12 protein-coding genes are annotated in these 14247 nt (G+C 32.0%); 5 read left to right on the forward strand and 7 right to left on the reverse strand.

The window, feature by feature from the left end:
- Positions 1-68 precede the first annotated feature (68 nt).
- The 3 genes from NH26_RS01830 (at position 69) to NH26_RS01840 (ending at position 3945) form a co-directional block, all read left to right on the forward strand.
- The gene (locus NH26_RS01830; protein WP_044226759.1) at positions 69-953 is read left to right on the forward strand and encodes a bile acid:sodium symporter family protein; all 885 of its coding nucleotides are present in this window, start codon (positions 69-71) and stop codon (positions 951-953) included.
- Between the two features lie 186 nt (positions 954-1139).
- Complete coding sequence (gene lysS, locus NH26_RS01835) at positions 1140-2894, forward strand: lysine--tRNA ligase (RefSeq protein ID WP_044226757.1); 1755 nt, start codon at positions 1140-1142, stop codon at positions 2892-2894.
- Positions 2895-3054: 160 nt separating this feature from the next.
- A complete protein-coding gene (locus tag NH26_RS01840) occupies positions 3055-3945 on the forward strand; it encodes a 3-hydroxyacyl-CoA dehydrogenase family protein (RefSeq protein ID WP_044226755.1) in 891 nt (296 codons plus the stop codon).
- Between the two features lie 91 nt (positions 3946-4036).
- On the opposite strand, the gene NH26_RS01845 is transcribed toward NH26_RS01840, so the two are convergent.
- The 3 genes from NH26_RS01845 to NH26_RS01855 all read right to left on the reverse strand — a co-directional run bounded on the left by NH26_RS01845 (position 4037) and on the right by NH26_RS01855 (position 6225).
- On the reverse strand, positions 4037-4630 hold the full coding sequence (locus NH26_RS01845; protein ID WP_044226752.1) for a DUF2939 domain-containing protein: 594 nt from the start codon (positions 4628-4630) through the stop codon (positions 4037-4039).
- Between the two features lie 21 nt (positions 4631-4651).
- Positions 4652-5899 (reverse strand): lysophospholipid acyltransferase family protein, encoded by a 1248-nt coding sequence (locus NH26_RS01850; protein ID WP_052432193.1) that lies wholly within the window; start codon positions 5897-5899, stop codon positions 4652-4654.
- A 122-nt stretch (positions 5900-6021) separates the two neighbouring features.
- On the reverse strand, positions 6022-6225 hold the full coding sequence (locus NH26_RS01855) for a hypothetical protein (protein ID WP_044226749.1): 204 nt from the start codon (positions 6223-6225) through the stop codon (positions 6022-6024).
- A 204-nt stretch (positions 6226-6429) separates the two neighbouring features.
- Between NH26_RS01855 and NH26_RS01860 the strand changes: the two genes are divergently transcribed.
- Complete coding sequence (locus tag NH26_RS01860) at positions 6430-6951, forward strand: DUF4442 domain-containing protein (RefSeq protein WP_052432192.1); 522 nt, start codon at positions 6430-6432, stop codon at positions 6949-6951.
- 225 nt (positions 6952-7176) lie between these two features.
- On the opposite strand, the gene ggt is transcribed toward NH26_RS01860, so the two are convergent.
- Positions 7177-8874, reverse strand: a complete 1698-nt coding sequence (ggt, locus tag NH26_RS01865) for a gamma-glutamyltransferase (RefSeq protein ID WP_044226747.1) — start codon at positions 8872-8874, stop codon at positions 7177-7179.
- Between the two features lie 156 nt (positions 8875-9030).
- On the opposite strand from ggt, the gene NH26_RS01870 reads away from it, so the two are divergent.
- The gene (locus NH26_RS01870; protein WP_044226744.1) at positions 9031-10149 is read left to right on the forward strand and encodes a hypothetical protein; all 1119 of its coding nucleotides are present in this window, start codon (positions 9031-9033) and stop codon (positions 10147-10149) included.
- A 70-nt stretch (positions 10150-10219) separates the two neighbouring features.
- Here NH26_RS01870 and NH26_RS01875 read toward each other — a convergent pair whose 3' ends face one another.
- The 3 genes from NH26_RS01875 to NH26_RS01885 all read right to left on the reverse strand — a co-directional run bounded on the left by NH26_RS01875 (position 10220) and on the right by NH26_RS01885 (position 12933).
- Positions 10220-10882: a M15 family metallopeptidase gene (locus NH26_RS01875; RefSeq protein WP_158021863.1), complete on the reverse strand. Its 663-nt coding sequence runs from the start codon at positions 10880-10882 to the stop codon at positions 10220-10222.
- A 69-nt stretch (positions 10883-10951) separates the two neighbouring features.
- Positions 10952-11953: a type I glyceraldehyde-3-phosphate dehydrogenase gene (gene gap, locus NH26_RS01880; RefSeq protein WP_044226738.1), complete on the reverse strand. Its 1002-nt coding sequence runs from the start codon at positions 11951-11953 to the stop codon at positions 10952-10954.
- 347 nt (positions 11954-12300) lie between these two features.
- On the reverse strand, positions 12301-12933 hold the full coding sequence (locus tag NH26_RS01885) for a sigma-70 family RNA polymerase sigma factor (RefSeq protein ID WP_052432191.1): 633 nt from the start codon (positions 12931-12933) through the stop codon (positions 12301-12303).
- Positions 12934-14247: the final 1314 nt, after the last annotated feature.

Genomic DNA, 14247 nt, shown 5'->3' on the forward strand with positions numbered 1-14247 from the left:
TAACCTTAGGCATTTTTGATTATTTTTTTACCAAGTAGTTAATTTTTCTCATCGTTTAATTTTTATCTATGAATAACTTAAGCACTATCATCTTAGGTTTATGCCTTGCTGTCATTATGTTAGGTATGGGCTTGTCTTTAGTACCTAATGATTTTAAAAGAATAGTAAAGAAACCACTTCCTGTTTTTTTAGGTTTAGTTTTACAAATTATAGGTTTACCATTGGTTGCTTTTGGTATTGCTTATGTTTTAGCATTACCTTCTTTTATTGCTGTCGGATTAATGATTCTAGCGGCCTGTCCGGGTGGACCAACTTCTAACTTAATTACACACTTAGCTAAAGGAGATACAGCATTATCAGTGTCATTAACAGCTATCAGTAGTTTCTTGACAATTTTGACAATACCATTTGTAATCAATTTTGGGACGTCATTTTTTATGAGTCAAGATCAGAATATTATGCTTGATGTACCAGAGACAATCAAAAAAATTATGATTGTAAGTGTTGTACCAATTGTATTAGGAATGACGATTAGAAAGTATCTTCCTAATTTTGCGCATAAAATGGCAAAACCAACAAAAATTGCTTCAGCCGTTATATTAATAATCATGATTGTAGGTATTGTTGTGAAAGAAAGAGATAATGTGATTGAGTATTTTTCTCAAGCAGGAATCGCTACGTTGGCTTTAAATGTTATTACTATGTTGATGGGTTATGGAGTGAGTCGTTTGTTTAAATTAAATAAGGCACAAGCTACATCTATTTCTGTGGAGACAGGTATTCAAAATGGAACAATGGCAATCACGATAGCAATTGGAATTATGAATAGAGTAGATTTATCCATTGCTGCAGGTGTTTACTCATTAATTATGTTCTTCACTTCTGGAGCAATCATTTTTCTCTTTTCGAAAAGAAATGAAAAAGAAGAAGAAGTTTCTACTTTAGAATCTTAAAAATGATTTTTTAAAGGTATCAAATTAGAGTTACTAGGCACTTTATATCAAATAAGTTTTAAATATGATATAAAGTGCCTAGTATTTTTTTTGAAATACATCAAATTTCAAATTAAATCTATTATTTTCGCAGATTGAAATTATGTAGCTTATGGTAGCTATATCAAAAGAATAAAACATTCGATAATGCAAATTCTTAGTGAACAGGAAGTACTCCGTAGAGAGAAAAGACAACAAATAATGGATCTTGGAATTGATCCATATCCAGCGGCAAAATATGACGTAAACGTTTCTGCTAAAGATATTTTAGAAAACTTTGAACGCAGACCAAACGATTATGGTACAATATCTATTGCTGGTCGTCTTATGAGTGTTCGTGAAATGGGTAAAGCCTCTTTTGCAGAACTTCAGGATGCATCTGGAAGAATTCAGGTGTATATTGCTAGAGACGAAATTTGTCCAGGTGAAGACAAGACGATGTACAATAAGGTGTTCAAGAAACTATTGGACCGTGGCGACTTTATTGGAATCGAGGGTTTTGTATTCAAAACTCAAGTTGGTGAAATCAGTATTCATGCTAAAAGCTTGAAGGTTTTATCAAAATCTTTGAAACCTCTTCCTGCTGTTAAGACTACTAAAGACGAGGACGGTAACGAAACTGTTCACGATGCATTTACTGATCCAGAATTAAGATACCGTCAACGTTACGTTGATTTGGTTGTTAATAAAGGCGTTAAAGAAACGTTCTTAAAAAGAACAAAGATCATTAATGCTATGCGTAAATTCTTCAATGATCACGGTCATTTAGAAGTAGATACGCCAGTATTACAAGGTATTCCTGGTGGAGCAGCGGCAAGTCCGTTTATTACTCACCATAATGCTTTGGACATTCCATTGTACTTAAGAATTGCCAATGAGCTTTATTTAAAGCGTTTGATCGTTGGTGGATTCGATGGTGTATATGAGTTCTCTCGTAATTTCCGTAACGAAGGTATGGATAGAACGCATAACCCTGAATTTACAGCTGTTGAAATCTATGTAGCTTACAAAGATTACAACTGGATGATGGAATTTACTGAACAGTGTTTAGAGCATGTTGCTGTTGCTGCAAATGGTACAACGGAGGCTAAAGTTGGAGAGAATGAAATTTCATTCAAAGCACCTTACCGTCGTGTGACTATGGCAGAAGCAATTATGGAACATACAGGTAAAGATATCAATGGTAAATCTGTTGAAGAATTACGTGTTTTCTGTGATGAATTAGGCATCGAGCACGATGAAACAATGGGTAAAGGTAAATTGATTGATGAGATCTTTGGTGAAAAATGTGAGGGGAACTATATCCAACCAACATTTATTACTGATTATCCTGTTGAGATGTCTCCATTGTGTAAGCGTCACCGCGATAATCCTGAATTAACAGAACGTTTTGAGTTAATGGTTAACGGTAAAGAAGTAGCAAATGCTTATTCTGAGTTGAACGACCCAATTGATCAAAGAGAGCGTTTTGAAGAGCAAATGAAGTTAATGGAAGCAGGTGATGACGAAGCAATGTTTATCGACCAAGATTTCCTTAGAGCATTAGAATACGGTATGCCTCCAACATCTGGTTTGGGTATTGGTATTGACCGTCTTGTAATGATGTTAACTAATAATGCCTCTATTCAAGAAGTATTATTCTTCCCTCAAATGCGTCCTGAAAAATGGCCTGAGGCTTCTTCTGAAGAATCATGGACAGCTATTGGTGTTGAAAAGGATTTAATTCCTGTGATGCACAAATTAGGTTTCTATATGATTGAAGATCTTGCAGATAAAGTTGCTGGTAAACTTATGAACGATTTTATCGGTATGAAAAAGAAATTGAAATTAAAGCAGATACCAAACCCTTCTAAAGATTTGGTAGAAAGCTGGATTTCTAAAGCAGCGGCTAAATCAGAGTAATTGATATAAAGATTATTCTTTATTCAGAATATAAAAAAGCGATGGATTTCTTCGGAAGTTCATCGCTTTTTGTTTTTATTTGAGGTAATATTAATTAACTGAATAATCATTCATATATAAAATATAGAATGATATAGACCAATAAACATAAACACATCATATGAAAAACATCTCTGTAATTGGTTCAGGGACAATGGGTAATGGTATTGCTCATGTCTTTGCACAAAGTGGTTACAAAGTATCCTTGGTTGATATTTCGAATGAAGCATTAGAAAAAGCACTAAAAACGATCAATAAGAACCTAGATCGATTGCTTGCAAAGGAGAAGATATCAGAAGAAACCAAAAAAGCTACTCTTGATAATCTATCTACTTACACAGACATGAAAGAGGGGGTAAGTAATGCAGATTTAGTGGTTGAAGCTGCTTCTGAAAATATAGATATCAAATTGTCTATTTTTAAACAGTTGGATGAACTTACTCCAAGTCATACCATTTTAGCTTCAAATACATCCTCTATTTCTATTACAAAAATTGGAGCGGTTACAAAACGTCCAGAACAAGTAATTGGGATGCATTTTATGAACCCAGTACCAATGATGAAATTGGTTGAGGTGATCAATGGTTATTTAACATCAACAGATACAACTGATGCTGTTGTTGAAATGTCTAAATCCATTGGTAAAGTACCTGTACCTGCTAACGATTATGCGGGTTTCGTAGCTAACAGAATTCTAATGCCAATGATTAATGAAGCGATTATATCTCTTCAAAATGGAGTAGCAGGAGTAGAGGAAATAGATACCATAATGAAACTGGGTATGGCTCACCCAATGGGGCCTTTACAATTGGCTGATTTTATTGGCTTGGACGTATGCTTATCTATTATGAGAGTATTACAAGATGGCCTAGGTGATGATAAATATGCACCAAGTCCGTTGCTAGTAAATATGGTAGAGGCAGGGATTTTAGGAGTAAAATCAGGAGAAGGTTTTTATGATTGGGTCGAAGGGAATAATAAATCTTTAGTAGTATCTAAAAGGTTTAAATAGACATGAGATAGACTATAACGTTCAATTTTTTTTCAAAAAAATAGGTGATCAATTCTAAAATTGATCACCTATTTTACATTAGAAAAGCTTATTATTTTTGGCTGGCATTATAGGTATCTAATATTTTACCTAATTTTTGAACATCAAATATCTGCCAATGATTTTCCACCTTTCTTAATTTTATCACAAGATCGTTGACTACATCGGTGTTGTCTAACTGAATTTGTAACGTCAAACTTGCTTGTGTATCAGAAACGTCTCTTGTTTTAATTCCTTTGTAATTTGCACCGTTGCCATTAGCTAAAGCTAAAAGACCGATTACATCGGCACTAACTCCTTCTACTGTATTTGGTAAGCTTATATCACCTGAAAGTATGCCATTTTCAACTTGTTCTTTTACAGCAGAGATAATGGCAGGTTTCATCATTGCTAATAACCCAATAGAAATATCCATTTCGCCGTTATTTTTATCTAATTGATAAGCAACGTATTGATCTACAATGCTTTCTAGAACGGCATCAGTGTCTACATATTTATTAAATTCTTCAACATTTTTATTATCTATTGCATTTTTTATTTCTAAAAAAGTCACTTCCGGAGTATCTTTCATAGAATACATATACATACCACCTCCAAGGATGATAATAAATATTGTAATTAAAGCTATTGCTAGTTTTTTATTCATATCTAGATTAATTGAGGGAAACTATTTTGATGAGAAAATATGCAATAATCCTGCTACAGGTGTGTAGAACAATAATATTTCTGGATTTTCCATCAAAGTATCTACGACCGAAGATACGGAAATATCTAATTCCTTTTGTTTATCAACCTCAGGTTTAACTAATTCTAATTGTTTCTCAAATTCTTTAGGATATTCCTGTTCTTTTGTTAACTCTTTTTTAAGTTGATTAAAACTGTTGAAATGTTGTTTAAAAATGATAGGCCATAATGCTGGGAAAAATTTAAAAGCTCTACCAATATTTTTAGTATTTACTTCTAATAAGTCCATCAAATTATAGGGTTTTTGACCATAAAGTTCAACTGCCTTATCTAATTCAATCTGCATTTGATCATGAATCTTTTCGCTTAATTCATATATTTCCTCTTCCGAGATATCCTCAATATTTTTTTCTCCAATCATTTTATAAGGACTAATTCTTTTTCCTCTCACAAAAGTTAAATTAGCAGGGAAGGCAAAATAGAATAGCCAAGGTTGGATAGGTATCATTGTAGTCATGAAACCAAGCGGTAAAAATGGTATACCCAACTTTTGAACAAAATCATTGATTATAGAAACACTGTAACTAAAGGGGTTGATATATTCTCCATTAACAGTAGCGAAAGGTATAATGTCTGTTTTATACTTGATACTCATTCTAAGAGTAGAAGTAGCCAATCTCTGAAGCGTATATTTATTATCAAACCCTTTACCAATACCAGGAACACCTTCGGGGTATACTAAAACATTACTTGCATTGGTATGCATAGCTGTTTCGTAATTCAGCCAAGTAGCGTCTAAAGCACCTAGTTTTTTCCAGAAATTAGGAAGAATAAAAGGATTCATAAACTTACTTCTAGATAGGGCAGGGGCTGTAATCGCTCTAACAGAATTTTTTAGATTAAAATCACTTTTTTCGAAAAGTCCAGAAACAAAAGAAATGGCATCCCAAGGGAAAGCCATTCCAGAATGATTACTCGCATAAATTAATGGAGCATCGGGGTTATTTCTTTGTGGTAATTCATCAAAACCTATAAACTTAATTCTAAAGTAACCATCATTAATAAATTGAATAAGTAATTTACTAATACTGTATGCGTACCCCATATCAAAATGATCATCTAAAATGTGAGCATTTTCTTTAATTTCTTTTGGAGCATTATCATTAACTAAAGAAATACTATGATTTTTTTTGTCAACCATCTGCTTTTTAAGTTCCGTTTGAGGTAACATATAAATAGGTTTTAAATTTACCTGTATGGTCTTGTTTTGATCATACAAATAATCCTTTCAACATATTCAAATGTACATATAAATGAATAAAGTAAAAAAAGGATACTAAGAACATTACCTTATTAAATATTCATCGACATGAAATTTCCATAACCGTTAGTCAACTGACCGTAAAAGAAAACGTCAACAGAGACTAAAGCAAAGATTATTACAGCTAAAGCAGCAAAAGCATTTTGAACTAACATCTTTCTTAAAAACAGTTGGTAGCATTTAAGAATAACAGCAACATTAGCAACGATTAAATAAATAGTAAGGAATATAGTCATAACAATAGTGTTTAATTTTTTTTAAGAGCTACCTAATTAAACCGCGTTTGATTAAAGAAAGTTTAACTATTAGTAATAATATTTGTGAACGTGATTTTGAACCGAATTATGACTTAAGTTGCTTAACAATTATTTAAGAATGTGTATTTTTATTGTTACATTGTAAAAGTAACTATTCACTTATTATTGATAACCAAACAGCACATGAATCAAATATCATCTAATATGGATATTGTAGAACTCAGTAAAGCACAGAAGAAATTTGCCGCAAAAATGCTCAACCCTTTTAAATTTAGGGTGTTTACTTTAACTCAAGTCCCTTTGGGATTTATTGCAGGTATGAAGCTAGAATCTTTAGAAGGTAAGGTATGTGAAACTTCATTGCCCTATAAATTTTTGAATAAGAATCCTTTTAAGTCAACATATTTCGCAGCTCAAAGTATGGCAGCTGAATTATCAACAGCTGCACTTGGTATGTTGCATTTAAGTGATCATTTAAAAACTATAGCTTTCATTATAGTAGATATGGAAGCTAAATTCGTAAAGAAAGCCACTGCTAAAGTAACATTTACTTGTGAAGATGGAGGGTTAGTTCAAAAAGGAATTGAGAAGGCGTATTCATCAGGTGAAGCCGTAGAAGTGAAAATGAAAACGGAAGGTAGAATGCCAGATGGACAATTAGTATCGACATTTTATTTTACTTGGTCATTTAAAAAGAGAAAATAAGAGCAAAAAAAAAGCAGATCATAATTGATCTGCTTTTTCTAGTGTTGTGTGTGCGATTGTGTGTTTCAAACAATCAAGAGACGTTCTCAAAATCTCCTGATCTAGCATTGTGTTATTACTATATTGTTTATCGGTATTACAAAAGAAGTAAAAGTGTAGTTATTACGCAAATCATTAGTGTATTTTTTACATTTATGGTTCATTTTTTAACATTTTTAAACATATTTAGTACCCTAATGCCCTTCCATCGCCTCTTTTAACATCAGAAGCACCTTCTATCGTAGAATCATTTACAATTAAAATACAATCCATTTTACCCAATTGTTCCGTTTTTTCTAGTTGATGCCCCATCGATTCTAACTGTTTAATTGTTGTAGTGTTTAAAGCACCATCTTCATAATAAATTTTATCAGGAAGCCATTGAGAATGGAATTTTTTAGCATTAACTGCTTCTTGCATACTCATTCCAAATTGTGTTACATTCAAAATTGTTTGTAAAACAGAGGTGATAATAGTTGATCCGCCTGGCGTTCCTACTACTAGAAATAGTTCATTATTTTTTAGAACTATACTTGGAGTCATACTGGATAACATTCTTTTCTCTGGAGTGATTTCATTAGCCCTTCCACCCACTAAACCAAATTGATTAGGAACCCCTGGTTTAATACTAAAATCATCCATTTCATTATTTAAGAAGAAGCCAGCATTTTCTACATATAATTTACTACCGAAATTTCCGTTGAGAGTAGTGGTAATAGAAACTGCATTTTTGTATTTATCTACAATAGAAAAGTGAGTGGTTTCAAAACTTTCAATTGTTTGTACACTTCCTGCTTTAATTTCTTGAGAAGGAGTTGCTTTATGAGGATCAAAATTACTTAACCGACTTTTAATATAATTGTCAGAAAGTAACCACTCTTGAGGTACATCTATAAAATCAGCATCTCCGAGATGTGTTGATCTATCTGCATAGGCCCTTCTTTCAAGTTCTACTAAGGTGTGTACCCATTCGACATCATTAAATGACATTCTGAAACTATCAATTTCATCTAAACTCTTTAAAATTTGAGCTAAAGCTATACCACCAGAAGAGGGTGGAGGCATACTAATTAACTGAAGAGAGTCTTGAAAGGAAACCTGAACGGGCTTTCTCCATTTAGAAGAATAAGCATCTAAATCATTTTGTTGGATAATACCCCTGTGTTTTTTCATGGATTGAAGAATATGTTGTGCTATTTCTCCTTTATAGAATCCATCTCTTTTATTTTTTTGAATGATTTTTAAGGTATTTGCCAATGATGTATATATGATACGCTCTCCTTTTTTCCATGTATTATTTTTAGTAAAGGGGATAGGCCTTAAATTTACTTGTTGGAAATCAGTGATATATTGATTGATTTTGTTTGCTTCAGCTTCTGTTAAAACAACCCCTTCTAAGGCTAGATCTATGGCTGGTTGTAATAAATCTTCCCAAGGTAGTGATCCAAGCTTTTGATGTATTTGAACCATCCCATCAACAGTTCCGGGTACTCCTATGGCCAAAGCACCTTTTAATGAAAGATCTTTGATTGGATTTCCTGAATCGTCTAAATACATATTTTTAGAAGCTAGTTGAGGTGCTTTTTCTCTAAAATCTAAACTTCCAACTTCAGCATTTGATTTTCTATACACCATAAATCCACCACCTCCAATATTGCCTGCTCTTGGGTAGGCAACAGCTAATGCAAATTGAGTTGCAATTGCGGCATCAAAAGCATTACCACCTTTTTTTAAAATGTTTAAACCAATTTGAGAAGCTAAAGGATGAGCAGTTGAAATCATGGCTTGAGAAGCGATAGTTCCAACTTCTTTTTGATTCGATTTTTTCTTGTGGGAACAACCGCAAAATAAAATGAGTACGATTATGCAGTAAAATTTATTCATTAAGCTAAAAAATATTAGGATTATGGTTAGAATCTTAAAAAAGATCAAGTTAAATATAACTTTTCCACCTTATATTAATATGATTCTATAAAAGGTTATAAATTGCAAGACAATCAAAATAATACGTACAAAATTCTAGGAATTTATAGATAGATTATGAGTCTGGATATACGCAAAGTAACGACAAAAAAAGATCAAAAGGAATTCGTAAATATCCAATTTGATTTATATAAAGGAAGTAAATATTGGGTGCCCCCAATTAAAAAGGATGAATTATCTATATTTTCTTCAGATAACCCATTTGTGAAATTTTGTGATACAGAATTTTGGCTAGCCTATAAAGATGGAAAATGTGTAGGTAGAATAGGTGCGATCATCAACCACAAGTATAATGAGAAAGCGGACGAAAATAATGTGCGTTTTACTAGGTTAGAATTTACTGATGATAGAGAAGTAGTTCAAGCTTTATTAGAAACTGCTGAAAAGTGGGGTAAAGAAAAAGGAATGACTGGTATTGTTGGACCTTTAGGATATACCAACCTTGACCATCAAGGTATGATGATCGAAGGACATGATCATTTACCGTCAGTTGCTTCAGAATACCATTTACCTTATTATAAGGAACATTTAGAGGCTTTAGGTTATGATAAATTAGTCGATTGGATTGAATTTAGATTAACATTAGATGAAGAAGTAATTGAGAAAGGTAAAAAAGGTGCTGCTCTTTTGATGAGAAGAACCAAAACCAAAATTATTTCATTCAACTCATCAGATGAATTAGTAGCCTATGCAGACGATATATTCAACTTATTAGGAGAGTCATTTAAAGATCTTTATAGTGTTATTTCTTTCGATAAAGATATGGTAGAATACTATAAGAAAAAGTTCTTGAAATTATTATCGCCTAAGTATGTGAAGGTATTATTATCAGAGGAAGATGAAATGATGGGCTTTGTTATTGGCATGCCGTCATTATCAAGAGCACTTCAGAAAGCAAATGGTAGTATTTGGCCTTTCGGATGGTATCATATACTTCAAGCATTGAAGAAAAATGATACATGTGATTTCCTTTTAACAGCTGTTCATCCAAAACTTCAACGTTTAGGTGGAGGAGTAATGTTAGTTGGTGAGCTTCAAAGAACAATGCAGGAGAACGGAATCAAATACTTGGAAACTACAGGTATGTTTGAAACCAATCAAAAGGCAATTCAAAACTGGAAAAATTACGATCATATACAACATAAAAGAAAACGTTGTTTTACTAAAGCATTGTAATTTCTAGTAGAAAATATAAGAAAAGGTGATCTGATGGTCACCTTTTTTTATATCTAATAACAAAGTAAGATTAAATGTGCTCTAAGCGTATAATTTCTGCTTTATATTCATTTTCCCATGTAGATCTATACCATTGAGCAGCATCTTTACCAACAAATCTCCAATGCCAAGCCTCTTTTCTGATTTGACTGTCTTTTCTAAAGTAATAAGAAGGTATCCATCCATACTCATGGGCATGCGTTAACAGCCATAAGAAAAGCTTTGTATTTTCACCGCAATACCTGATGTCTATTGTGGTTAATAAATGATGTTCCGAATAGCCAGGTTTTTCAGCATGTTGATCACCGTACTTATTCATCATGTAAACCTGAGTACTTTTATTTCTGTAAGATGATTTAATATTGATAATAGCATTGTGGATACTCCCTGCTTTTTTCATATCAATATAAGCCTGATAAGCAGGTAATATCAGTTTATCATTATCAACGTCTACATATTGATATTTATCTAACCGAATATATTCTAAATAATTAAATGGTATACCTATGGGTAAATTCATGAAATCATAATAGATATATTTCGGGTCAATATCGATACCTTCTTTTTGAGCAACATAGGTACTTAAATTTACTCTTAACTTCCAGTATTTTTGAAGTGGATCTTTAGTACTGTCTTGAGCGATTAAAGAGTAGGGTAGAAGGAAAAGTAATAAAATGTGTTTGTAGTTTTTCATATACATATAAAAAAAGGGTAAATCCGAAGATTTACCCTTAAATATAAAATCTATATTTTCAATCTACAATTATGCGTTGTAGATGTGAGCTACTAGATCAAGAACTTTGTTAGAGTATCCGATTTCGTTGTCATACCAAGATACAACTTTAACGAAAGTATCAGTAAGAGCGATACCAGCGTTAGCATCAAATACTGAAGTTTGAACCTCACCAATGAAGTCGTTAGAAACAACCATATCCTCAGTGTAACCAAGAACACCTGCTAATTCACCTTCTGATGCTTTTTTCATTTCAGCACAGATTTCAGCGTAAGTAGCTGGTTTTTCTAAGTTTACAGTTAAATCTACTACTGAAACGTCTGGAGTTGGAACACGGAATGCCATACCAGTTAATTTACCGTTCAATGCAGGAATTACTTTACCTACAGCTTTAGCAGCACCAGTAGAAGAAGGAATGATGTTTTGACCAGCACCACGTCCACCTCTCCAGTCTTTCATTGAAGGACCGTCAACTGTTTTTTGAGTTGCAGTAGTTGCGTGAACTGTAGTCATTAAACCGTCTTTGATACCCCACTTGTCGTTAAGAACTTTAGCGATAGGAGCTAAACAGTTAGTAGTACAAGAAGCGTTAGAAACAACATCTTGACCAGCATATTCGTTGTTGTTTACACCCATAACGAACATTGGAGTTGCGTCTTTAGAAGGAGCAGACATAACAACTTTCTTAGCACCTGCAGTGATGTGCTTACGAGCAGTTTCGTCAGTTAAGAATAAACCAGTTGATTCAACAACTACTTCAGCGCCAACTGCGTCCCACTTCAAATCTTCAGGGTTACGCTCAGCTGTAACGCGAACAGTTTTACCATTAACAACTAAGTTACCGTCAACGATCTCAACTGTACCGTTGAAACGTCCGTGAGTTGAATCGTACTTTAACATATAAGCCATGTACTCAACATCGATAAGGTCATTGATACCTACTACTTCGATATCTTCTCTTTCTACTGAAGCACGAAATACAAAACGTCCAATACGACCAAAACCGTTGATACCTACTTTAATTGCTGACATAATTGTTATATAATATTAAATTAATAAATAATTTTTTTCTAACTATTTGTATAAACGACTTTGAACTTTAATTGTTCATATCATTTACACTTGCAAACATATATTAGTATCTTCTGTTATGGAATGATATTAATCATTATTTGTGGTCAATTTCATTACTTTTTCATTTTTGTTAAGTGTATCAAATACTTTTAAATCAACCTTTTAAGGTGTAAAAAAAGGTATTTACGATCTTTTGTGGTCGTAAATACCTAATAATGAAAGACTACAATTAAGTGTAGATTGTCCGGTTAATGCAATAGATACTTTATAAAATCTTATTTACTTGTTTAGATTTAAAATTGCGATTAACTATTGTTTGGCAAATTTCTTTTTTGTTTTGATTTTTTATCTCCGAATATAAAATCAACCAAGCTTCTCACTTCTCCATCTTTATTAGCTTGTTGGAATCTTTTATAAATCTGGAAGTGTTTTTCTGGATCTACATTGAATTTATCCTTGCCGTCTTCTAATTTCATTTTAGATCGATGAAATAGCTGACGACAGTGATCTGCTTTTTTCTTAGCAATATCAGTGATCTCATTATAATTTAAATTGAAGGCCTCTTTAAGAAGGTAGACTCCAAGTTCTGAGTCATTCAATCTTTTCATCATATTCTTTAACCCTTCAGAAATTTCTGAAGCCTTATCACTAGACCATTGATCGAATGGATCAAAATGAAAATTGTGAGTGATATTAGACCAATTATCAACTAAATGTTCTTTTTTTCTTTTTAAAGCGTCAAGATGATTTAGGCAAGTATTGGTGATTGTTTTTATTAAATAATTCTTGATGTCTTCGATCTTTGAAAGGTCTACTCTCATGATCTTCAAGAATGTTTCTTGTACCATATCTTCCGCGTCGCTTGCGACACCAAGGATTCTGTAGGCTACAGCATACAATAGTGGCCTATATTCTGTTATGGCTTGTTCTGCTGACATAGAGTTACAAGTGATAGTATATTATTTAGTTTATTCCATTTAGGAATATCATATCTTAAATTATTGGTCGCAATTTAATGAATTAATATTTGATTTAGAACATGATTATCGATAATAAATACAATTTCTAAATGAATTAATACAATTGTCATCTATGGGTAATAATATCAATATTTAGGGCTATAAAAGTGAATAATTATTCATTATTTGAATAATTATATTTTGATATAAAGAGTAGGATATCTTGATAAAACACAAAAAAGAGTTTATGGAAACCACAAACTCTTTTATCATAACCCAAAAACTAACTATTACTCTTTTATTTTATATATCTTAACTCAATTGATATTGAGGTGTTTTCTTTAATTGTTTATAATTATAAAAACGGCTGTTAATAATATATGTTGACTATATCGTGCTAATAAAGTTAAATATTTTAACATTTTATTTTGAGTCATAAACCTTGAAAAACCGAAACAATAAAAGAGCTAGGAGAAACTCCAAGCTCTTTTTAACATAACCCAAAAACTAACTATTACTCTTTTATTTTATATATCTTAACTCAAATTAATTGAGGTGCTTATTCTTAATAATGTTATAATTAAAAAAGCGAATAATTGTGATTCTGGTTGAGTTTTAGGTGCTAATAAAGTTAAATATTTTAACATTTTATTTTGAGTCATAAACCTTGAAAAAACCGAAACAATAAAAGAGCTAGGAGAAACTCCAAGCTCTTTTTATATAACCCAAAAACTAACTATTACTCTTTTTTCTATATATCTTAAAATCAGTTCAACTGATTGTGAATATCTATTCATTTTATATTAACATATACGATGTTAAATGTGTTTGGTTGAGGTATTTTTACTAACAAATTTTAATGATTATATATCAATTTAAAACAAAAAAGAGCTTAAGGAAACCCTAAGCTCTTTCACCCAAAAACTAACTATTACTCTTATCTTTCTATATATCTTAAATCAAGATAACTTGATTGTGAATGCGTATTCATTTTATAATTTAATTAACGTTGTTTTTATTAAGTAGTTACACGTTTATTGTCAATAAGGTTTAACATAATACCAAACTATTTATACAAAAAAGAGCTTAAGGAAACCTTAAGCTCTTTCACCTAAAAACTAACTATTACTCTTATCTTTCTATATATCTTAAACCAGGTTAACTGATTGTGAATATCTATTCATTTTATAATATAATTAACGTTATTTTTATTGAGTAGTTTCACGTTTATTGTCAATAAAATTGAACATATTGAAAATTGAAATAAGCAAAAAAAGAGCTTAGGAATATCCC

Origin of the sequence: Flammeovirga pacifica, assembly GCF_000807855.2 — a bacterium.
In the GTDB taxonomy this organism is placed as follows: domain Bacteria; phylum Bacteroidota; class Bacteroidia; order Cytophagales; family Flammeovirgaceae; genus Flammeovirga; species Flammeovirga pacifica.